Source organism: Pseudomonas sp. SDO52101_S400 (genome assembly GCF_054071635.1).
Genome location: NZ_JBSVWF010000059.1, coordinates 17,906 through 39,825 on the forward strand (window position 1 = coordinate 17,906; position 21,920 = coordinate 39,825).

19 protein-coding genes are annotated in these 21,920 nt (G+C 60.0%); 12 read left to right on the forward strand and 7 right to left on the reverse strand.

Annotated elements, in window-relative coordinates:
• Nucleotides 1-67 precede the first annotated feature (67 nt).
• From ACW9HX_RS24055 to flgA, 3 genes are all read right to left on the reverse strand, one after another.
• Nucleotides 68-535, reverse strand: a complete 468-nt coding sequence (locus ACW9HX_RS24055; protein ID WP_096818071.1) for a flagella synthesis protein FlgN — start codon at nt 533-535, stop codon at nt 68-70.
• 48 nt (nt 536-583) lie between these two features.
• Nucleotides 584-910 (reverse strand): flagellar biosynthesis anti-sigma factor FlgM, encoded by a 327-nt coding sequence (flgM, locus tag ACW9HX_RS24060; RefSeq protein ID WP_085711005.1) that lies wholly within the window; start codon nt 908-910, stop codon nt 584-586.
• A 194-nt stretch (nt 911-1,104) separates the two neighbouring features.
• Entirely contained in the window at nt 1,105-1,866 is a 762-nt protein-coding gene (gene flgA, locus ACW9HX_RS24065) for a flagellar basal body P-ring formation chaperone FlgA (protein ID WP_457382510.1), read from the reverse strand.
• An 82-nt stretch (nt 1,867-1,948) separates the two neighbouring features.
• Between flgA and ACW9HX_RS24070 the strand changes: the two genes are divergently transcribed.
• The 6 genes from ACW9HX_RS24070 (at nt 1,949) to flgE (ending at nt 6,940) form a co-directional block, all read left to right on the forward strand.
• Nucleotides 1,949-2,881 (forward strand): chemotaxis protein CheV, encoded by a 933-nt coding sequence (locus ACW9HX_RS24070; RefSeq protein ID WP_007960326.1) that lies wholly within the window; start codon nt 1,949-1,951, stop codon nt 2,879-2,881.
• A gap of 47 nt (nt 2,882-2,928) precedes the next feature.
• The gene (gene cheR / locus ACW9HX_RS24075) at nt 2,929-3,756 is read left to right on the forward strand and encodes a protein-glutamate O-methyltransferase CheR (protein WP_007960327.1); all 828 of its coding nucleotides are present in this window, start codon (nt 2,929-2,931) and stop codon (nt 3,754-3,756) included.
• Nucleotides 3,757-3,997: 241 nt separating this feature from the next.
• Nucleotides 3,998-4,405: a flagellar basal body rod protein FlgB gene (gene flgB / locus ACW9HX_RS24080; RefSeq protein WP_025112931.1), complete on the forward strand. Its 408-nt coding sequence runs from the start codon at nt 3,998-4,000 to the stop codon at nt 4,403-4,405.
• Between the two features lie 3 nt (nt 4,406-4,408).
• Nucleotides 4,409-4,852, forward strand: coding sequence for a flagellar basal body rod protein FlgC (gene flgC / locus ACW9HX_RS24085; RefSeq protein ID WP_054593596.1), 444 nt, complete (start codon nt 4,409-4,411; stop codon nt 4,850-4,852).
• Nucleotides 4,853-4,867: 15 nt separating this feature from the next.
• A complete protein-coding gene (flgD, locus tag ACW9HX_RS24090; protein ID WP_085711003.1) occupies nt 4,868-5,596 on the forward strand; it encodes a flagellar hook assembly protein FlgD in 729 nt (242 codons plus the stop codon).
• 30 nt (nt 5,597-5,626) lie between these two features.
• Nucleotides 5,627-6,940 (forward strand): flagellar hook protein FlgE, encoded by a 1,314-nt coding sequence (flgE, locus tag ACW9HX_RS24095; protein WP_432217475.1) that lies wholly within the window; start codon nt 5,627-5,629, stop codon nt 6,938-6,940.
• A 770-nt stretch (nt 6,941-7,710) separates the two neighbouring features.
• Here flgE and ACW9HX_RS24100 read toward each other — a convergent pair.
• The gene (locus tag ACW9HX_RS24100) at nt 7,711-10,605 is read right to left on the reverse strand and encodes a ribonucleoside-diphosphate reductase subunit alpha (protein ID WP_457382511.1); all 2,895 of its coding nucleotides are present in this window, start codon (nt 10,603-10,605) and stop codon (nt 7,711-7,713) included.
• Between the two features lie 734 nt (nt 10,606-11,339).
• Here ACW9HX_RS24100 and ACW9HX_RS24105 point away from each other — a divergent pair.
• Together ACW9HX_RS24105 and ACW9HX_RS24110 are read left to right on the forward strand one after the other, a co-directional pair.
• Nucleotides 11,340-12,062 carry a response regulator gene (locus tag ACW9HX_RS24105; protein WP_457382512.1) on the forward strand — a complete coding sequence of 241 codons (723 nt, stop codon included), beginning with the start codon at nt 11,340-11,342 and terminating at the stop codon, nt 12,060-12,062.
• On the forward strand, nt 12,059-13,669 hold the full coding sequence (locus ACW9HX_RS24110) for an ATP-binding protein (RefSeq protein ID WP_457382513.1): 1,611 nt from the start codon (nt 12,059-12,061) through the stop codon (nt 13,667-13,669). Before ACW9HX_RS24105 ends, ACW9HX_RS24110 begins: the two co-directional genes overlap by 4 nt.
• Before the next feature lie 114 nt (nt 13,670-13,783).
• On the opposite strand, the gene ACW9HX_RS24115 is transcribed toward ACW9HX_RS24110, so the two are convergent.
• On the reverse strand, nt 13,784-14,509 hold the full coding sequence (locus ACW9HX_RS24115; RefSeq protein ID WP_457382514.1) for a 4'-phosphopantetheinyl transferase family protein: 726 nt from the start codon (nt 14,507-14,509) through the stop codon (nt 13,784-13,786).
• 84 nt (nt 14,510-14,593) lie between these two features.
• Nucleotides 14,594-15,385 (reverse strand): dienelactone hydrolase family protein, encoded by a 792-nt coding sequence (locus ACW9HX_RS24120; protein ID WP_457382515.1) that lies wholly within the window; start codon nt 15,383-15,385, stop codon nt 14,594-14,596.
• A 205-nt stretch (nt 15,386-15,590) separates the two neighbouring features.
• On the opposite strand from ACW9HX_RS24120, the gene ACW9HX_RS24125 reads away from it, so the two are divergent.
• On the forward strand, nt 15,591-16,268 hold the full coding sequence (locus tag ACW9HX_RS24125) for a response regulator (protein ID WP_457382516.1): 678 nt from the start codon (nt 15,591-15,593) through the stop codon (nt 16,266-16,268).
• Nucleotides 16,265-17,611: an ATP-binding protein gene (locus ACW9HX_RS24130; protein WP_457382517.1), complete on the forward strand. Its 1,347-nt coding sequence runs from the start codon at nt 16,265-16,267 to the stop codon at nt 17,609-17,611. The genes ACW9HX_RS24125 and ACW9HX_RS24130 overlap by 4 nt, the downstream gene beginning before the upstream one ends.
• Before the next feature lie 218 nt (nt 17,612-17,829).
• Here the strand turns inward: ACW9HX_RS24130 and ACW9HX_RS24135 are convergent, their stop codons facing one another.
• A complete protein-coding gene (locus tag ACW9HX_RS24135; RefSeq protein WP_457382518.1) occupies nt 17,830-18,828 on the reverse strand; it encodes an AraC family transcriptional regulator in 999 nt (332 codons plus the stop codon).
• A gap of 352 nt (nt 18,829-19,180) precedes the next feature.
• On the opposite strand from ACW9HX_RS24135, the gene ACW9HX_RS24140 reads away from it, so the two are divergent.
• Together ACW9HX_RS24140 and ACW9HX_RS24145 are read left to right on the forward strand one after the other, a co-directional pair.
• On the forward strand, nt 19,181-20,515 hold the full coding sequence (locus ACW9HX_RS24140) for a dicarboxylate/amino acid:cation symporter (protein ID WP_457382519.1): 1,335 nt from the start codon (nt 19,181-19,183) through the stop codon (nt 20,513-20,515).
• 145 nt (nt 20,516-20,660) lie between these two features.
• Nucleotides 20,661-21,842 carry a CaiB/BaiF CoA transferase family protein gene (locus tag ACW9HX_RS24145; RefSeq protein ID WP_457382520.1) on the forward strand — a complete coding sequence of 394 codons (1,182 nt, stop codon included), beginning with the start codon at nt 20,661-20,663 and terminating at the stop codon, nt 21,840-21,842.
• Nucleotides 21,843-21,920 lie beyond the last annotated feature (78 nt).

Genomic DNA, 21,920 nt, shown 5'->3' on the forward strand with positions numbered 1-21,920 from the left:
CTACGGCTGGCCAGTATTTTGCCAGCATGTTTCGCGCGTTGATAGGGCGCAAGCATAGAAGAAAGAATCACGCCTGACTGAGCGCGCGCGGTTTCTGCAGTTTGGAGAAAGTGCCACTGGCATCATAGAGCGCGGGTGGCTCGCCGCCGGTGAGGATTTTCAGCTGATTGGCCGTGGCGGCCTGCTGAATCACGATCGACTGGCCATTTTTGGCGTTGGTCGCCTGGCACTGGGCGATCAGATCAGTCAGAACGTCGCTCTGGGTCAGCAACTGCTCGCCGATGCTCGACTGGCTGGCCAGTTGTTCCAGGCCCTGGCGGTCGAGCGACAGATTGAGGCTGGCGAGGATTTCGCTGCGCTTGCGGCCATGCTGCTCAAGCAGAATGATCAATGCCTGTTTGCGCGCCAGGATTTCTTCCAGCAGCGGCATGTCACGACCATGCAAGGCGAGGGACTCGGATTGCAGTAACTCCAGCAATTGTTGAGCTGGAGCAAAGTCGTCGGTGATCAGTTGCAATAAAGTAGTGTCGTGCATGGCTGGCCTTGGGTTTTAAGCGTCCAAAAGCCTGGCGCTGACCGAGGCCTAGCGCTGGGCTTCGAAGTTGAGCAGTTTGCTGGCTACACGGTTGCTGTCGACTTTATAGCTGCCATCGGCAATCGCTGCTTTCAACTCGGCCACGCGGGCTTTGTCGACGGCAGGCTGATCGCGCAGCTTGTCAGTGACCTTCTGCAACTGTTGAGCCTCATTGCTGAGGTGTACCGATTCCCCGCTTTTAGCGGTACTGGCCTGTTCGGCCGGGGTATTCAGCGGCGCGGAAGTGCCGGTCTCGGCGGTTTCCTTGGGCGCGCTGGTACGTGTACTGCCCGTAAGTGACGAGGAGCTGTTCAAACGGCTGAAATCGATGACCATGTTAAAAACCTCTGGGAATTTGGACGCTTGCCATGTTCTCGGCCATCCCCTGGAAAACTTTAGGCTCTTTTACCAATGAGCCTGCATGCGCCGCACAGATCCTGCTGCGGCACAGTTTAGGGAACAGCTCACGCTGGCGCCAGTTTTCTGCGCGATCACTCACGAGGCTTTCCTGTCATTGCTCCAATCGTTGCTCACATTGCCACTTCCACCTGGCCCGGCGCCATGACCTGCGCCTTTATAACCCGTTGGGAATTAAGGTTTTTCACTCGAATCTGTTCTTTCAGGCCGCCGTTGGACAGAGCCTCGCCCGGCATGCGCACGGAGAGTGTGCCACTGCGGGCGGTAATCACCACTTGGTCGCCTTTGCGAACGACTTCCGCCTGTTCCAGATGCACGAGGGTAATCACTTGGTCGGCGACCGTTGGTCGGGTCAATTTTTGCCCGATCGCCTCATCCACCGACGTCAGGAAACCCTGGTTGATCAGGCTCACATCATGCTCGCGCAGGGTCACGTCCTGGGGCTCGATGATGCCGGCGCGCTTGAGCGGGCGAGTGGTGGTCACGACCGGGCGAAACAGGCGGACTTGAGCGGGCACGAATACTGTCCAGGGGGAGGCACCTTCACAGCGAACCTTGACCGTTACGCGCCCCAAAGGACGTGCCGGGCTCTCCAGCGACGCTGTCAATTCCTTGTCGCACATAGGCATGCGCATGCGCGGATCGAGCTGCTTGACCTCGATTTCATAACGCCCTTCCGTTTGACTGGTAGCCAGATAGTCTTCTACGGTGAATTCAAGAAAGCCCTGAGTGACGCCGATAAGCATGTCAGGCAAGGTAACCGCATCAGCAATGGCAGGGCTGCCCGCGAAAAACAGGCAAGCGGCAGACACCGCGCAAAGTCCTCTGCGAAGGGGGGATGTCAGGCGTCGGAAAAATGTCGTTTGAGTGTTCATAAGAGTTAAAAAGCAAGCGCCGTGCCGTTTAGCAATGAATGTGCGTCGCAACAACACTTGGCGTTGGTGTAGGAGTCTGGGCATGGCTGGTGTAATGGATTCGGTGAACCAGCGCACGCAACTGGTGGGGCAGAATCGCCTGGAGCTGTTGTTGTTCCGTCTCGACGGCCAGCAGCTCTACGGGATCAACGTGTTCAAGGTTCGGGAAGTGCTGCAGTGCCCGCAACTGACGCTGATGCCCAAGTCCAGTCCTGTCGTGTGCGGGGTGGCGAATATCCGGGGGGCGACCATTCCGATCCTTGATCTGGCAATGGCAACCGGTTCCGGGGCGTTGAAAGACAAGAACAGTCCGTTTGTGATCATCACGGAATACAACACCAAGACCCAGGGTTTCCTGGTGCGCTCGGTGGAACGTATCGTCAACATGAACTGGGAAGAGATCCATCCGCCACCCAAGGGGACCGGTCGCGATCATTACCTGACTGCTGTGACTCGGGTGGACAATCAGTTAGTCGAAATCATCGACGTCGAAAAGGTGCTGGCGGAAGTCGCACCGACACCGGAAGCGATTTCGGTCGGCGTGGTGGATGTCGAGACCCAGAGCAAGGCGCTGTCTCTGCGGGTGCTGACGGTCGATGACTCGTCGGTGGCGCGCAAGCAGGTGACGCGTTGCCTGCAGACGGTTGGTGTCGAAGTGGTGGCGCTGAACGACGGCAAGCAGGCGCTGGATTACCTGCGTAAGCTGGTCGATGAGGGCAAGAAGCCGGAAGAAGAGTTCCTGATGATGATCTCCGACATCGAGATGCCGGAGATGGACGGGTACACCCTGACGGCTGAAATCCGCAGCGACCCTCGCATGCAAAAGCTTCATATCATCCTGCATACTTCGTTGTCGGGTGTGTTCAACCAGGCGATGGTCAAGAAGGTCGGTGCCGATGACTTCCTGGCCAAATTCCGTCCTGATGACCTGGCATCCCGGGTAGTCGACCGGATCAAAGCAGCAGATATCAGCTAGGGACTTTTCGTCCCCGGCGATCAACACGATTTAAGAGGCGGCATCATTTGTCTACGGGTAATTTGGATTTCGAACAGTTCCGGGTCTTCCTGGAAAAAGCCTGTGGCATTTTGCTCGGTGAAAACAAGCAGTACCTGGTCTCGAGCCGTCTCAACAAACTGATGGAGCAGCAAGGCATCAAGTCCCTGGGTGAGCTGGTACAGCGCATCCAGACCCAGCCGCGCAGCGGTTTGCGCGAGCAGGTGGTCGATGCCATGACGACCAACGAGACCCTGTGGTTTCGCGACACCTATCCGTTTGAAGTCTTGAAGAACAAGGTGCTGCCCGAGGCGATCAAGGCGGCTCCCAACCAGCGTCTGCGGATCTGGTCGGCGGCCTGTTCGTCGGGTCAGGAACCCTATTCGCTGTCGATGTCGATCGACGAGTTCGAACGGACCAACATCGGTCAGTTGAAGATGGGCGTACAGATCGTTGCCACGGATCTGTCCGGCAGCATGCTGACCAACTGCAAGACCGGCGAGTACGACAGCCTGGCGATCGGTCGCGGTTTGTCCGCTGATCGTCTGCAACGCTACTTCGACCCGAAAGGGCCGGGGCGCTGGGTGATCAAGGCACCGATCAAGAACCGGGTGGAGTTCCGCTCGTTCAACTTGCTCGACAGCTACGCAAGCCTTGGCAAGTTCGACATCGTGTTCTGCCGCAACGTGCTGATCTACTTCTCCGCCGAGGTGAAGAAAGACATCCTGTTGCGCATTCACAGCACGCTGAAGCCGGGCGGTTATCTGTTCCTCGGCGCTTCCGAAGCGCTGAACGGTTTGCCGGATCATTACCAGATGGTCCAGTGCAGCCCGGGGATCATTTACCAGGCGAAGTGACTGGCACCGGCAACACAAAAAACGGGAGTCCTCAGGGGCTCCCGTTTTTTTATGCCTGACGGTTTTCGCGGTGACGGCAAGCGGCAGAAAAGCGGCATCCGGCGGAAACCCGTTGCCGCTTTTCTGGCATTGCCGCCTTGCCGATCCCCTGCAAAGCCCCGGAATCCGGGGCTTTTTAAAACTGGCACGACGCTTGCTATAACCCTGTTACGAAAAACCCGGTCACCTGAAGGTTCCCGACATGAGCATCAGCTTCGATAAAGCGCTCGGAATTCATGAAAAAGCCCTGGGCTTCCGCGCCCAGCGTGCCGAAGTCCTGGCCAACAACATCGCCAACGCCGACACCCCGAACTACAAGGCTCGGGATCTGGATTTCTCCAAAGTGCTCGAAGCACAGAGCCAGAAGAACGCCAACGGCACCATCGCCCTGAACATGACCAACAGCCGTCACATCGAAGCTGAAGGCCTGGGCAATGGCGACGAGTCGCTGATGTATCGCACGCCGATGCAACCATCGATCGACCAGAACACCGTTGACGCACAGCTGGAACAGTCGAACTACGCGGAAAACGCTGTCGGCTTCCAGGCCAGCTTCACGCTGCTCAACAGCAAATTCAAAGGGCTGGTGTCAGCCCTGCGCGGAGAGTAATCCATGTCCCTGTCCAGCGTTTTCAACATTGCCGGCAGCGGCATGAGCGCACAGACCACGCGTTTGAACACCGTGGCTTCGAACATCGCCAACGCCGAAACCGTCTCGTCGAGCATCGACCAGACCTATCGCGCCCGTCACCCGGTGTTCGCCACCATGTTCCAGGGCGGCCAGAGCGGCGGCAGCAACTCGCTGTTCCAGAACCAGGACGCTGCAGGCCAGGGCGTACAGGTGCTCGGCGTGGTCGAAGACCAGAGCAATCTCGAGGCGCGTTACGAGCCGAACCATCCGGCTGCCGACGCCAAGGGCTACGTCTACTACCCGAACGTCAACGTGGTGGAAGAAATGGCCGACATGATTTCCGCGAGCCGGTCCTTCCAGACCAACGCCGAAATGATGAACACCGCCAAAACCATGATGCAGAAGGTGCTGACCCTCGGTCAGTGATAAGGGGCGACTGCCATGAGTGTTACCGATACCACCAGCAGCCTGACGATGAACGACATACTGGCCAACTCTTCGAAGAAGACCAGTAGCACGACCACCGGCGGCATCGCTTCGGCTACCAACAGCGCCACCGGCGGCCAGGCCCTGGGCAAGGATGCGTTCCTGCAATTGCTGGTAACCCAGCTGAAAAACCAGAACCCTCTCGACCCGCAGGACAACAGTGCATTCGTTGCCCAGCTCGCGCAGTTCAGCAGCCTCGAGGGGATCACCACCCTCAACAGCACCGTGAGTTCGCTGGCCGGCAACTACAACTCGTCGCAAGCCTTGCAGGCTTCGTCGCTGGTTGGCCGTAACGTGATCGTGCAGACCAACTCGGTCCAGCTCGACGATCCGAGCAAAGGCATGACCGGTTCGGTCACCGTTCCGTCGTCGATTGCCGGCGGCACCGTCAGCATCACCGACAGCAGCGGCACGGTCGTTCGCACCATCGATCTGGGCAGTCGCGCCGCAGGCAATGCGAGCTTCACCTGGGACGGCAAGGACAAGGACGGCAACCTGGTGAAGACCGGTACCTATACCGTCAAGGCCAACGCCTCGATCAATGGCACCTCGACCGATATGGCGACCTACCTGCCGGCCACCGTCACCAGCGTGACGATCAGCCAGACCGGCGGCGAGCTGATGCTCAACCTGTCCGGCAAGGGCACCGTCGCCCTGTCCAAAGTACAAACCATTGGTATATAGAGCCGACTAACCGGCACAAAGGAGTGGAATATGTCTTTCAATATCGGCCTTAGCGGTCTCTATGCAGCCAACAAGCAACTGGACGTGACCGGCAACAACATCGCCAACGTCGCGACTGCCGGTTTCAAATCGTCCCGTGCGGAATTCGAAGACGTTTACTCGGCGACTCGCCTGGGTAGCGGCAGCAAGGTCATCGGCAACGGCGTGCGCCTGGCCAACGTTTCCCAGCAGTTCACCCAGGGTGACATCAACAACACCGGCAACGTGCTGGACATGGGGATCAACGGGTCCGGCTTCTTCACCCTGAGCAACAACGGTTCGGTGTCCTACACCCGTGCCGGTACGTTCAAGGTCGACAAGGACGGCTACATCACCAACACCGACTACACCTCGCGTCTGCAGGGCTATGGTGTGGATTCCAACGGCAAGATCATCAACGGCGTGTTGACCGACCTGAAGATCGATACCTCGAACCTGGCGCCGAAGTCCACCTCGCTGGTGACGTCGACCATCAACCTGAACTCGACCGCTCCGGTGATCGACGATACTGTGGCGGCCGGCAAATTCGACCCGACCAACACGGCGACCTACACCAAGTCGTTCAGTACTCCGATCTATGACAGCCAAGGCAACCAGCACACCATGGATCAATACATGGTCAAGACCGGTGCCAACACCTGGAAGGTCTACACCCTGGTGGACGGTCGTAACCCGGATGCTACCGGCAGTGATCCAAAGGTCACCGCGCCAGTCGCTTCTACCATGACCTTCGACTCCACTGGCAAGCTGACTCAGGTCAGCACTCCTCCAGCCACGATCAGCAGTGACCTGAAGCTCACTGGCTGGGTGCCCGGGACTGTGACCAATGGTGTCTGGGCTGCCAACGGCGCTTCGGCGAACCCGGCCGGCATCACCATCTCCATGGCCAAGACCACTCAGTACAATGCTGATACTGCGCGTTCGATTCCGACCCAGGATGGTTACGCCACCGGCCAGATCACCAACCTGACCATCGACGGTACCGGTACCCTGTTCGCCAACTTCAGCAACAACCAGAGCAAGGCCATCGGCCAGGTTGCGCTGGCCAGCTTCACCAACGAGCAGGGCCTGCAGCCTATCGGTGGTACTAGCTGGAAAGAGACTTTCGCTTCGGGTATCCCGGGCTACGATGCGCCGGAAACCGGCACCCTGGGTTCGGTCGTATCCAACTCGCTGGAAGAGTCGAACGTTAACCTGACCAACGAGCTGGTGGACCTGATCAAGGGCCAGAGCAACTATCAGGCGAACGCCAAGACCATCTCCACCCAGAGCACCATCATGCAGACCATCATTCAGATGACCTGATTTTTGGTTGTTCAAGGAGCCCCTCTTTTGAGGGGCTTTTTTTTGCCTGTAGTGGCGTCCTGGTGGACGACCATGCTTTGGTTGATTGGGGTGAATATCCGTTTCTTTGGGTGTGGCGGCTGGCGGTTTCGCCCTTACGGCGACTCACTTTTTTGACAAACGCCTCAAAAAAGTAAGCAAAAAAACGCTTGCTCCTACGTTCGGCCCGCTCGCTGAGGCTCGGGGTTCCTTCGCTCCGGGATTCATCCGGGGGGCATCGCCTACGGTTTGCTTCGCTGCACCTCCTCTCGATGTGTTTGGCTTCGCCAAACGGTCGCTGCGCTCCCACCCCGGATAAATCCCTCCACTCAGCCTTCCGACGTCGCCCGAAAATCAAAAGCGTTACTCGAGCTAACGCTCATCGTGTTGAGTGGTGGAGAGCGAAAGCAGAAGCGGAAGCAGGAGCAGGAGCAGGAGCGGGAGCGGGAGCAGGAGCAGGAGCAGGAGCAGGAGCAGGAGCAGGAGCGGGAGCGGGAGCGGGAGCGGGAGCAGGAGCAGGAGCAGAGAAAGCAGGAGTTGAGTTGCATGCGTTTCAAAACCCAAGTTCAACTCGGTATTTCAAGTCGGCGTATCTCTCAAAAACAACTCGGTCGGTTCCCTCTCCCTCCGGGAGAGGGCTAGGGTGAGGGGGCTTTTGGCTTTTTTCACGGGCAAAAGAAAACCCCCGACAAACCAGAAGTCTGTCGGAGGCTTCTCGATCAGGCATCTCGCAACGCCTGACTCAGCTCAGCTTATTGGCAAGCTTCGCAATCCGGCTCGTCGATGGCGCAAGCCTTCGGTACTGGAGCAGGGCCGGCAGGCGCTGCCAGGACCGAATCGTCACCGTGGTTGCCGCCGCTGGAAACAGCGTTCAGCTTGCCGGTGTTGATGGTCGACTTCTCGGTGCTGGTCGCGGCCAGGGCACGGAGGTAGTAGGTGGTTTTCAGACCACGGTACCAGGCCATGCGGTAGGTCACGTCGAGTTTCTTGCCCGATGCGCCAGCGATGTACAGGTTCAGCGACTGGGCCTGGTCGATCCACTTCTGACGGCGGCTGGCGGCGTCAACGATCCACTTGGTGTCCACTTCGAACGCGGTCGCGTAGAGCTCTTTGAGTTCTTGCGGGATGCGCTCGATCTGCTGAACCGAACCGTCGTAGTACTTCAGGTCGTTGATCATGACCGAGTCCCACAGACCGCGAGCCTTCAGGTCGCGAACCAGGTACGGGTTGATCACGGTGAATTCGCCCGACAGGTTCGATTTCACATACAGGTTCTGATAGGTCGGTTCGATCGACTGCGATACGCCAGTGATGTTGGCGATGGTCGCGGTCGGTGCGATGGCCATGATGTTCGAGTTACGGATGCCTTTCTGTACACGGGCGCGAACCGGTGCCCAGTCCAGGGACTCGGTCAGGTCGACGTCGATGTACTTCTGGCCACGTGCTTCGATCAGGATCTGTTGCGAATCCAGCGGCAGCACGCCTTTGGACCACAGCGAACCCTGGAACGTCTCGTACGAGCCGCGCTCGTCAGCCAGGTCGCAGGACGCCTGGATCGCGTAGTAGCTGACCGCTTCCATCGACTTGTCGGCGAACTCGACGGCAGCGTCGGAACCGTAAGGGATGTGCTGCAGGTACAGCGCGTCCTGGAAGCCCATGATGCCCAGGCCGACCGGACGGTGACGGAAGTTGGAGTTCTTCGCCTGCGGTACCGAGTAGTAGTTGATGTCGATCACGTTGTCGAGCATGCGAACGGCGACGTCGATGGTGCGCTTGAGCTTGGCGGTGTCCAGCTTGCCGTCGACGATGTGGTTCGGCAGGTTGATCGAGCCCAGGTTGCAGACCGCGATCTCGTCCTTGTTGGTGTTCAGGGTGATCTCGGTGCACAGGTTCGAGCTGTGAACCACGCCGACGTGCTGCTGTGGGCTGCGCAGGTTGCACGGGTCCTTGAAAGTCAGCCATGGGTGGCCGGTTTCGAACAGCATGGACAGCATCTTGCGCCACAGGTCTTTGGCCTGGATGGTCTTGAACAGCTTGACCTTGCCCGGGTACTCGGTCAGGGCTTCGTAGTACTCGTAGCGCTCTTCGAAGGCCTTGCCGGTCAGGTCGTGCAGGTCCGGTACTTCGGATGGCGAGAACAGGGTCCACTTGCCGTCATCGAAGACACGCTTCATGAACAGGTCAGGGATCCAGTTGGCGGTGTTCATGTCGTGGGTACGACGACGATCATCACCGGTGTTCTTGCGCAGCTCGATGAACTCTTCGATGTCCATGTGCCAGGTTTCCAGGTAGGCACACACAGCGCCTTTGCGCTTGCCACCCTGGTTAACGGCAACAGCGGTGTCGTTCACCACTTTCAGGAATGGCACGACGCCTTGCGACTTGCCGTTGGTGCCCTTGATGTACGAACCCAGTGCACGCACAGGCGTCCAGTCGTTGCCCAGGCCGCCGGCGAATTTCGACAGCATGGCGTTGTCGTGGATCGCATGGTAAATGCCCGACAGGTCATCCGGAACGGTGGTCAGGTAGCAGCTCGACAGCTGTGGACGCAGGGTACCGGCGTTGAACAGGGTCGGAGTCGAAGCCATGTAGTCGAACGAGGACAGCAGGTTGTAGAACTCGATCGCACGGTCTTCTTTCTGCTTCTCTTCGATGGCCAGGCCCATGGCCACGCGCATGAAGAAGATCTGTGGCAGTTCGAAACGCACGCCATCCTTGTGGATGAAGTAGCGGTCGTACAGGGTTTGCAGGCCCAGGTAGGTGAATTGCTGGTCGCGTTCGTGGTTGATCGCCTTGCCCAGTTTTTCCAGGTCGAAGGTGGCCAGCACAGGGTTCAGCAGTTCGAACTCGATACCTTTGGCAACGTAGGCCGGCAGCGCCTTGGCGTACAGGTCGACCATTTCGTGGTGGGTCGCGCTCTCGGCGACACCCAGGAAGCCCAGGCCTTCGGCACGCAGGGTGTCCATCAGCAGGCGGGCGGTCACGAACGAGTAGTTCGGCTCGCGCTCGACCAGCGTACGGGCGGTCATTACCAGTGCGGTGTTGACGTCGTTCAGGGCAACGCCGTCGTACAGGTTCTTCAGGGTTTCGCGCTGGATCAGGTCGCCGTCGACTTCAGCCAGACCTTCGCAGGCTTCGGTGACGATGGTGTTCAGGCGACCCATGTCCAGTGGCGCGAGGGTGCCGTCGGCGCGGGTGATGCGGATCGACGGGTGAGCGTTGACTGCGGCTTCGGCCGGGGCGTGGGCGGCGCGTTCTTTCGAACGACCGTCACGGTAGATCACGTAGTCGCGAGCGACTTTCTGCTCGCCGGCACGCATCAGGGCCAGTTCGACCTGGTCCTGGATTTCTTCGATGTGGATGGTGCCGCCCGAAGGCATGCGACGCTTGAAGGTCGCGGTGACCTGTTCGGTCAGGCGGGCAACGGTGTCGTGGATTCGCGACGAAGCGGCAGCGGTGCCGCCCTCAACTGCGAGAAACGCTTTGGTGATAGCGACGGTGATCTTGTCATCGGTGTAAGGAACGACAGTGCCATTACGCTTGATCACACGCAGTTGACCAGGCGCGGTGGCAGCCAGATCCGAATTCGAATCGGCGGCCTGCGGCAAGGTGCCCTGCGGGTTCTCGCGAGTTGTGTCGGTTTGCATGGGTGTCTCCACGTTCTCTATGTTTGTTTGGGCACCATCACGGTGCCCACCGTTCCGTCCTGAAGCACTACGACCGGCCAGCGCCGGGTAACGACTTCGGGACAGTTCAGGAAGTGGGCCTTGTGGGCGCCGCTTCCATGCCGAAGTCTTCGGTTCGCGCGATACGCGTGAAACCGCATTCCTTTCGGGGAGCAGTTTTGAACTGCAACACCCGTACCGTTTACGCCGTGATCGACTGAAAAACGGTAGCCATCCGCAGGCGCGGTTTGGGCTTCTGAAAATACGTTTGGTTCAACCCGACAATGGCAATAAAAAGCCTTGAATTCACTGTCCGGTTTGTGTTTGGTTTTTAGCGTCAAACCCTATATGTAGGGTTTTTTTGAGCGCGGGCTACAAGATAATGCGTTTTGGGGGGTGATTGCAACGGACAGCCTGTGGATAACCCTGTGCGTAAATTGTGTGCGAAACAGGGAAAACCTTTGTAGGCCGTGAACCTGCTGAGCTAGACCGTTTGTCACTGTTTTTTCTTCGGGAAAAACGCTTCAGCGGATTTTTAAGGGCGCGAACCCTATCACAAAAAACGGCCTTGTCCGAACGCATTTACCGACTTGTGTTCTCGCTGTACGCCGTTTATACAATCGGCCCTGTCACACGCATTCTTATCCTCCTTAAAGATGACAAAAAGACGGGAGGATCCTTCCTTTATTCGCAGCATCGGCAAGCAGAGGTCATCCGTGGAGCAAGAAGCCTGGCAGGTATTGATAGTCGAGGACGACCAGCGTCTGGCCGAGCTGACCCGCGAATACCTGCAAGCCAATGGATTGCGCGTGGAGATCGAAGGCAACGGGGCGCTGGCGGCGGCGCGGATCATCAAGGAGCAGCCGGACCTGGTGATCCTCGACCTGATGCTCCCCGGTGAAGACGGCCTGAGCATCTGCCGCAAGGTGCGCGACCAGTACGACGGGCCGATTCTCATGCTGACCGCGCGCACCGACGACGCCGACCAGATCCTGGGCCTCGACATCGGCGCCGATGATTACGTGTGCAAACCGGTTCGCCCACGACTGCTGCTGGCGCGCATCCAGGCATTGTTGCGACGCAGTGACGCAGCGGAGCCGGCGACGGCCAACCCACGCCGTCTGCAATTCGGCCCGCTGGTGGTCGACAACGCCTTGCGCGAGGCCTGGCTGAGCGACAGTGGCATCGAGTTGACCAGCGCCGAGTTCGATCTGCTGTGGCTGCTGGTGTCCAACGCCGGAAGGATTCTGTCGCGGGAAGAAATCTTCACCGCGCTGCGCGGCATCGGCTATGACGGCCAGGACCGCTCGATCGATGTGCGCATCTCGCGTATCCGTCCGAAGATCGGCGACGACCCCGATCACCCGCGCCTGATCAAGACCGTGCGCAGCAAAGGCTATCTGTTCGTGCCTGAAGCCTGCGCAGAACTGCCGCTGTGAACTCGATCTTCCTGCGCATCTACGGCGGCATGTGCGCGGCGCTGATTCTGGTGGCGGTGCTCGGCGTTCTGGCGTTGCACTTGCTCAATCAGGTGCGCAGCGAGCAATACCGCGAACGCCTGGCTCACGGCACGTTTTCGCTGATGGCCGACAACCTGCAACCAATGAACGAAACCGAGCGCCACCGCGCCTTGCTGGTATGGGAGCGGCTGCTGGGGATTCCGCTGGCACTGAAAACCTTTGCCCAGACCGATCTCGACCTCACCCAGCGCACTCGCGTGCAGCGCGGGCAGGCACTGGTCGAGCAGACCGGGCCGCACGCGGCAAAGGTCTACCGGCTGGTCAGTGACAAGGAGCAGCTTGTGCTGGTGGGTGAGGTCCAGCAAATCAGCGAACAACTGGCCCGGGCGACCATTTATCTTTTGGCCGATGAACTGGTGCGGGTGCCGGTGGGCGAACAGCCCAGACGACTGGCGCAATTGAAGGAAGAGAAGGGGTTTGGTTTCGACCTGCGGCTGATCACCGTGAACGAGGCCGATATGGATGAAGACCAGAGTCGTCGCGTGTCGGAAGGCGATACGGTGATGGCCCTGGGCAAGGGCGGTGATTCGATCCGGGTGTTCGCCGGGATGGTCGGCACGCCGTGGGTGCTGGAAATCGGCCCGCTCTATCAGATGAATCCGTACCCGCCGCAGTGGCTGGTGCTGATCGCCGCGCTGGGGTTGAGCCTGATCGGTCTCATCGTCTATTTATTGGTGCGCCAGCTCGAACGGCGTTTGCGCGGCCTCGAAGCGGCGGCCACGCGCATCGCCAAGGGCAGCCTGGAAACCCGCGTGCCGGCCCGCGGTGCCGACTCGGTGGGCAGACTCGCGGCGGCGTTCAACGGCATGGCCGAGCACCTGCAACAGTTGCTGGCAATCCAGCGTGAACTGGTACGCGCGGTATCCCATGAGTTGCGCACGCCGGTGGCGCGCCTGCGCTTCGGTCTGGAGATGATCGGCTCGGCCACCACCCCGCAAGCGCTGGAAAAGTACCGCGAGGGCATGGACCACGACATCGAAGACCTCGACAAGCTGGTGGACGAAATGCTCACTTATGCGCGACTGGAACAGGGCTCGCCGGCGCTGACGTTCCAGCGCATCGACCTCGATGCACTGGTCAATCAGGTGATCGAAGAACTGGCACCGCTGCGCGCCGACGTCACGGTGCAACGCGGCTTGTGCCTGTCAGCGGCTGATTGCGACGATGCCTGGGTCGAGGCCGAGCCGCGTTACCTGCATCGCGCCCTGCAGAATCTGGTGGGCAACGCCATGCGTCATGCGCGCTCGAGGGTCACGGTCAGTTATCAGGTCGGGCAGATGCGTTGCCGGGTGGATGTCGAGGACGACGGCCCCGGTGTGCCGGAAAGCGCCTGGGAGAAAATCTTCACGCCGTTTCTGCGGCTGGACGACAGCCGTACCCGGGCGTCCGGCGGTCATGGGTTGGGTCTGTCGATCGTGCGGCGGATCATCCATTGGCATGACGGCCGGGCACTGATCGGCAAGAGCAAGAGTCTGGGCGGGGCGTGTTTCAGTCTGAGCTGGCCGCGGAATCAGGAGCGTCGTTGAGTCTTGCGTCGACCGGACCGGCCCCATCGCGAGCAGGCTCACTCCCACAGGTCAAAGTGTTCCAGGGTGGGAGCGAGCCTGCTCGCGATAGGGCCATTTCCCGCAACGCAAAGCTCAGGCAGAAATGCTGACCAGACTCAACAACTGCCCGTCGTGCACCCCGAACTGTGCGTCCAGTTCGGTGCCGTTGCGCCATTCGCTGGACAGGTCCGTCAGCAGGCGCAGCCGTACCTGACCTTGTTCGGTCCATTCGAGCATTTCGGCGTGCTCGAAGTAGAAGCGCTTCTGGACGATCGGATACAGCGCCTTGAACAGGCTTTCCTTTACCGAGAATGTCAGCGTCACCCACAGCGCCAGTTGATCGCGGGCACCTGCGGCCATGCGCTGCAACTCCGCAGGCGTCAGAATCTCCCCGGCCAGTCGTTCGGCCCGTTCGGCATTGAGCAGGTTTTCCAGGTCCATGCCCAGTCCGCGCCAGTGTCGCTTGTTGGCGACAATCGCCGCCGCCCGGCCGGTGCTGTGGGTGATCGAACCGCAGATATGCGCCGGCCACACCGGTGCGCGATCCTCGCCAATGGCCGGGACGCTGCTTTTGCCTTCCAGTTGTTGCAGTGCGGCCCGGGCGCAAATTCGCCCGGCGAGAAACTCCGCCTGACGCTTGGCCACCGAACGCTGGATGCTTGGCGGCGGCTCGATGGCGCTGCGGCGGAAGTCATCGCCGAGTAATTGCGACGGGTCGAAGTGGGTGCTCAGCAGCACAGTGTCCGGCAGCACGGTCGGCAAGGGCCAGTGGGCGTCGAGTGGGGTGCAGCAGGCGGGGAGAAGAGGGCTGGAATTCATGGCGGGCATTTTGCCGGGTTGCTTTGAGACTGGATAGTGCAGAGGCGGTGATCGTTCCCGCGCGGGGCGCGGGAACGAATGGGCTCAGCCAAAGATCTTCTTGAAGAATGCCTGCATGTCCGCCCAGGACTTTTCATCCGCTGCCTTGTTGTAGCCGATATCCGGGCCACCGTGATCGCCATGGCTCAAGCGATCCGCATCGGGGTTGGTGAAACCATGCTTGGCGCCGTCGAGACTGACGAATTTATAGTCGGCGCCGGCCTTGTCCATTTCAGATTTGAACGCCGTGACATTGTCGGCGGTGACCATGCTGTCCAGCGCGCCGTGCTCGACAAGGACCTTGGCTTTGACACTGCCGGGTGTCGCCGGGGTGTTGGTGGCCAGTGCGCCGTGGAAACTCACCACGCCCGCCAGCGGCACGCCCTGACGCGCCGCATTCAACACCACGCCGCCACCGAAGCAGTAACCGATGGCGGCCAGTTTGCCAGTGTCGGTCTGCGGTTGTTTCTTCAGCAGGTCCAGGCCTGCCTGGAAGCGTTTGCTCGCCGCATCCGCATTCTGGGTGGCCGCTGTCATGAACGCCATCGCATCTTTCGGGTGCTCGGTGTTTTTGCCTTCACCGTACATGTCGATGGCCAGCGCGCTGTAGCCAAGCCCGGCGAGATCCCGGGCGCGACGCTTGGCGTAGTCGTTCAGGCCCCACCATTCATGCACAACCACCACACCGGGGCGCGGGCCTTTGATGGCGTCGTCGTAGGCGTAGTAGCCGATCAGTTTTGTGCCGTCGGCGCTCTGGTAAGGGATTTCCTCGGTCTTGATGGCTGCCGCGCTGAGGCTGCTGAAGGCGAGCAGGGTGAGGGCTAGGAACAGGCGCATGATCGGGTCTCCTGACAATGAAAGGTCAAAACAGCCTAGTTCATTTGATTGCGCTCGGGTTCAGGGTGTGTTCAGGGCAGGTACAGGCCGGGTTCAGTAAGCTTGAATCATGTCCGAGGGGGAAATGAACAGGACCCTCAAAAGCAGCAGTACACCGTTGTCGCAGGTATGCTGTTGGAGATTCTGATTTACCCGGGAGAGTTTCATGAAACTGTTGGTCGTCGAAGATGAAGCGCTGTTGCGCCATCACCTGCAAACCCGCCTGACGGAAAGCGGTCATGTGGTCGAGTCCGTGGCCAATGCTGAAGAGGCGCTGTACCAGACCGGGCAATTCAACTTTGACCTGGCGGTGATCGACCTTGGCCTGCCGGGCATGGGCGGGCTCGACCTGATCCGCCAGTTGCGCTCCGACAGCAAAAGCTTCCCGATCCTGATCCTCACCGCTCGCGGCAACTGGCAGGACAAGGTCGAAGGCCTGGCCGCCGGCGCTGACGATTACCTGGTCAAGCCGTTCCAGTTCGAAGAGCTGGAAGCACGGCTCAATGCGCTGCTGCGTCGTTCCAGTGGTTTCACCCAGTCCTCCATCGTCGCCGGGCCGCTGCTGCTCGACCTCAATCGCAAGCAGGCGACCCTCGATGAACAGCCACTGGCGTTGACCGCCTACGAATACCGGATCCTCGAATACCTGATGCGTCACCACCAGCAAGTGGTGCCCAAGGATCGCCTGATGGAGCAGCTGTACCCGGACGACGACGAGCGTGATCCGAACGTGATCGAAGTGCTGGTCGGGCGTCTGCGGCGCAAGCTGGAAGGCCCGGCCGGGTTCAAGCCGATCGACACGGTGCGCGGCCTCGGCTACCTGTTCAATGAGCGCTGCACTTGATCCGTTCGCTTCGCGTTCGCTTGATGTTGGCCGCCACGACGTTGGCGGTGTTGTTCATGCTCGCCTTGCTCCCGGCGATGCAAGGTGCGTTCAGTCTGGCGCTGCAGGATTCGATCGAGCAGCGCCTGGCCTCGGATGTCACCACACTGATTTCTGCCGCGCGTATCGAAAATGGTCGGCTGGTGATGCCGATGCAACTGCCGGACGAACGTTTCAATCTCGCCGACTTCCGTCTGCTCGGCTACATCTACGACCGCGAAGGTCATCTGGTCTGGCGTTCGAAAGCGACCCAGGAAGAGCAGATCAACTACAAACCGCGTTACGACGGGATGGGCAACGAGTTCGCGAGGATTCGCGAGGCCAGCGGACAGGAGTTCTTCGTCTACGACGTTGAAGTCAAACTGCTCGGTGGCAAGAACGCGGCGTTCAGCATCGTCGCGCTGCAACCGGTGCGCGAATACGAAACCACCCTCGAAGGCCTGCGGGAAAACCTCTACCTCGGTTTCGGCGCTGCGTTGCTGGTGCTGCTCTCGTTGCTGTGGATCGGCCTGACCTGGGGCCTGAAAGCCTTGCGCCGGCTCAGCCAGGAACTGGACGAAATCGAAAGCGGCACCCGCGAGAGCCTCAGCGAACAGCATCCACGCGAACTGCTGCGCCTGACCGGCTCGCTCAACCGCTTGCTGCATAGCGAGCGCCAGCAGCGCAGCCGTTATCGCGACTCCCTGGATGATCTGGCCCACAGCCTGAAAACGCCGCTCGCGGTCTTGCAAGGCGTCAGTGAAGACATGGCCCAGCGCCCCGAAGATCGTGATCAGGCCTGGGTGCTGCAAACCCAGATCGAACGCATGAGCCAGCAGATCAGCTACCAGTTGCAGCGCGCCAGCCTGCGTAAAAGCGGCCTGGTGCGTCATCAGGTGCGCCTGCGACCGGTGCTGAAAAGCCTGTGTGACACGCTGGACAAGGTCTACCGCGACAAGCGTGTACGTGTAGCGTTCGATTTGCCGGAGCAATGCTATGTGCCGATCGAGCAGGGCGCCTTGCTGGAAATGATGGGCAACCTGCTGGAAAACGCCTATCGCCTGTGCCTGGGTGAAGTGCGCATCAGCGTGCGCGAAAGCCTGGCCGGGATCGAGTTGTGCATCGAAGACGACGGGCCGGGCGTGCCGCCGAATCAGCGGGCGCGGATACTCGAGCGCGGTGAGCGTCTGGACCGCCAGCATCCGGGGCAGGGGATTGGTCTGGCGGTGGTCAAGGACATCATCGAGAGCTACAACGCAAAACTGACGTTGGGCGATTCGCCGATGGGCGGGGCGGCGTTCAGGATTCATTTTCCGGCGGTGTGACAGCGAGCGCCCCTCATCGGAACGCCGCCCGCCTAACCCTCTCCCAGAGGGAGAGGGAACTAACCGAAGTGTCTCGAAAAAATTATCTACCTGAGCGATTTGCATCGAATATGGATTCAATAGCAAGCTTTCAGGTCGGCGTATTTATTGAGCATCCCCCAATCAGTCCCCTCTCCCTCCGGGAGAGGGCTAGGGTGAGGGGCTTTTGATCTTAGGCCTCAATGTTCCTGCGCCCGATAAGCCCCCGGCGTCAGCCCCGTCCATTTCTTGAAGGCCCGATGAAACGCCGACGGTTCGGAAAATCCGAGCTGTTCGGCGATCTGTTGCAACGACAGATCCGCCCGCCCCAGGTGATAAATCGCGATGTCGCGGCGCAACTGATCCTTCAATTCCTGAAAACTGGTGCCTTCCTCGCGCAAATGCCGGCGCAGGGTTTGCGGGCTGATGTGCAGGTGTGTTGCTACCGCTTCCAGATCTGGCCAGCGTGCGCTGTCATGGCTCAGCAAACGCCGCAGACGGCTGCTCAGGCTGTTGCCGTCATCCGGGCGCGACAGCAGGTCGGCGGGGGAGCGCTCGAGAAAATGCTTGAGCGTGCGTTCGTCCTGCAACAGCGGCATGTGCAGGTAGCGACTGTGAAATACCAGGCTGCTGCGTGCGGCGGAAAATTCCAGAGGACAGGAAAACAGCAGCTCGTATTCGGCACCGTGCGCCGGTTTCGGGTAGCTGAAACTCGCCTGTTCCAGGCGGATCCGCTGGCCGATCAGCCAGCTGCCGAGGCGATGCCAGATCACCAGCAGGCTTTCGCTGAGAAAGTGATCCGGGTCCCACAATTGCGAATCGTCGAGGCTCAGGCGCACCCATTCGTCTTCATGCGTCAGGGTCAGGCGCGGGGCTTCGGGGAATAGGCTATAAAACAATAAGCCGCGTTGCAGAGCCTTTTCCAGGCTGCGGCAATGAATGATGGCGTGGCACATCATGGCAAAGCTGCCGGGCTTGCTCTGTACGTTGCCAAAACCCAGGTATTCGTCGTCCAGGGCCAGCCACAGGTTCTGGATCAGTTGGGTGAATTGTTCCGGTGCGATCCGCGCGCGCGGCTCGTCGAGCAGTTCGGGACTGATGCCCAGTTGCAGCAGCAGGCTCGAATAATCGAACCCGCGCCGGCGTGCGCCGACGAGGGCGGCACGGGCGAAATGACTGGCAATGGTGCGTTCGCGCATAAGCGGCAGATCCTTCCTCTGGCGACCGATGGTAGCCGGCGGCTCCGATCGGCAACAAGGCGGATTTCCGCCAAATTGTAGGACGAGATCGGGTGTGTTGGCGGAAATCCGCCACACTTGGGTAACCGAATGGTGACACAGAAAAACCTGCATCCCCTGATATCAAAAGGCTTGCAGCGAATTGCACCAAAGTGGCACGACGTTTGCGATAAGAGCGACAGAAGCGTGCGCCGAGCCGATCCGCAAAGCGTCGTTCGACACAACAAATCCCTCCAGTGCAGGAGGGTTCGCAATTCAAGTGTCGCGTTCAACAGATGGATGTTGCCACGCGGGACTCTTGAGGAACTTTGCAATGACGACTCGTCAGCCACTGTACAAATCCCTGTATTTCCAGGTGATCGTCGCAATCTGTATCGGTATTGCGCTCGGCCACTACTACCCGCAGTTCGGCGTGGCCGTAAAGCCGCTGGGTGACGGGTTCATCAAACTGATCAAAATGATCATCGCTCCGATCATCTTCTGCACCGTGGTCAGCGGCATTGCCGGCATGCAGAGCATGAAGTCGGTCGGCAAGACCGGCGGTTACGCACTCCTGTACTTCGAAATCGTTTCGACCATCGCACTGCTGGTCGGTCTGGTCGTGGTCAACATCGTTCAGCCGGGCAACGGCATGCACATCGATGTCGCCACCCTCGACGCCTCGAAAGTCGCTACCTACGTGGCACAGGGCGCTGACCAGAGCGTCGTCGGCTTCCTGCTCAACGTGATCCCGACCACCATCGTCGGCGCGTTCGCCACCGGTGACATCCTGCAAGTGCTGATGTTCTCGGTGATCTTCGGTTTCGCCCTGCATCGCCTGGGTGCCTACGGCAAGCCGATCCTGGACTTCATCGATCGCTTCGCCCACGTGATGTTCAACATCATCAACATGATCATGAAGCTCGCGCCAATCGGTGCCTTCGGTGCGATGGCGTTCACCATCGGTGCCTACGGTGTCGGCTCGCTGGTGCAGTTGGGTCAACTGATGATCTGCTTCTACATCACTTGCCTGGCGTTCATCCTGATCGTGCTGGGTGCCATCGCCCGCATGCACGGCTTCAGCGTGCTGAAGATGATCCGCTACATCCGTGAAGAACTGCTGATCGTGCTGGGTACTTCCTCGTCGGAATCGGTACTGCCGCGCATGCTGATCAAGATGGAGCGTCTGGGCGCGAAGAAATCGGTAGTGGGTCTGGTGATCCCGACCGGCTACTCGTTCAACCTCGACGGCACCGCGATCTACCTGACCATGGCGGCCGTGTTCATCGCTCAGGCGACCGACACCCACATGGACATCACTCACCAGATCACCCTGCTGGTGGTGTTGCTGCTGTCCTCCAAAGGCGCAGCCGGTGTGACCGGTTCGGGCTTCATCGTGCTGGCCGCCACCCTGTCGGCGGTAGGTCACCTGCCGGTGGCCGGTCTGGCGCTGATCCTCGGTATCGACCGCTTCATGTCCGAAGCCCGTGCCCTGACCAACCTGGTTGGTAATGCCGTTGCCACCATCGTTGTAGCCAAGTGGGTCAAGGAGCTGGACACCGACGTACTGGACGCCGAGCTGGCCTCGGGCGGTCGCGGTATCGCCGATACCCGTCCTGAAGACGACCTGGGCGTGGCCGAAGGCCCGACCCCGAGCAATGTGAAGTAAGCATCGCTTGAATGGAAAAACCCGCTTCGGCGGGTTTTTTCTTGCCTGCTGTTTGAGCGCAACGGTCAGCGCAACTGATGCTTCCGGTAATTGCTCCATCGCCTACGGCTGCCTAGGCTGCATGCATCGTTGATGGAGATCGCCCATGTCTGCACCGCTGGCCTCACTGAAGATTCTGGATTTCTCGACCCTGCTGCCGGGACCGTTCGCCTCGCTGTTGCTGGCGGACATGGGCGCCGAGGTGTTGCGCATTGAATCGCCGACCCGTCTCGACCTGCTGCGGGTGTTGCCGCCCCACGACCACGGCGTCTCGGCCAGCCACGCCTACCTGAATCGCAACAAACGCAGTCTGGCGCTGGATCTCAAGCAGCCCGAGGCGCTGGACCTGGTCAAGCAGTTGCTGGCGGATTACGACATCGTGCTGGAACAGTTTCGCCCCGGTGTGATGGAGCGGCTGGGGCTGGGTTACGAGGCGCTGAAGGCGATCAATCCGAAGCTGATTTATGTGTCGATCACCGGTTACGGCCAGACCGGGCCCTACAAGGATCGCGCCGGGCATGACATCAACTACCTGGCGCTGGCCGGACTCTCCAGTTACACCGGCCGCGCCGACAGCGGGCCGTTGCCGCTGGGCATGCAAGTAGCGGATATCGCCGGCGGCTCGTTGCACGGGGTGATCGGTTTGCTGGCGGCGGTGATATCGCGACAGCAAACCGGGCAAGGTACGCACCTGGATGTGAGCATGACCGATTGCGCCTTCAGTCTGAATGCCATGGCCGGCGCCGGTTATCTGGCCTGCGGTGAAGAACCGGGCTGGGAAGATCAGATGCTCAATGGTGGCAGTTTCTATGACTATTACCGCTCCCGTGACGGGCGCTGGATGTCGGTGGGCAGTCTGGAGCCGGCCTTCATGCAGCAATTGTGCGCAGCGTTGGGCCGGCCGGAACTGGCGGCGCAGGGTTTGTCACCCAAGCCAGAGCAGCAAAGTGCGCTCAAGGACGCGTTGAAGGTCGAGTTCGAGAGGCATGACTTTGCTGAACTGCGCGAGCTGTTCGCCAGGATCGATGCCTGTGTCGAACCGGTGTTGAACCTGAGCGAGGCGGTGCAGCATCCGCAATTGCAGGCGCGGGAACTGGTGACGCAGGTGCCGCGTGGGGATGGCTCGTCGCAGGCGCAGATCGCTTGCCCGCTGAAGTTTTCCGAAGCGTTGCCGGCGCCGCGGCATGTCGGGGCGGCGCTGGGGCAGCATACGGATCAGGTGTTGGGGGAGTTGGGGTTGAGTCCTGAGCGAATTGCCGAACTGCGGCGGGCCACGGTGATTCTCTAGTGCCTGTTGCGGCCTCTTCGCGGGCAAGCCCGCTTGTGTCTGGGTAAGGGAATAGACTCTGGGGTGAGAGGGGTGAAT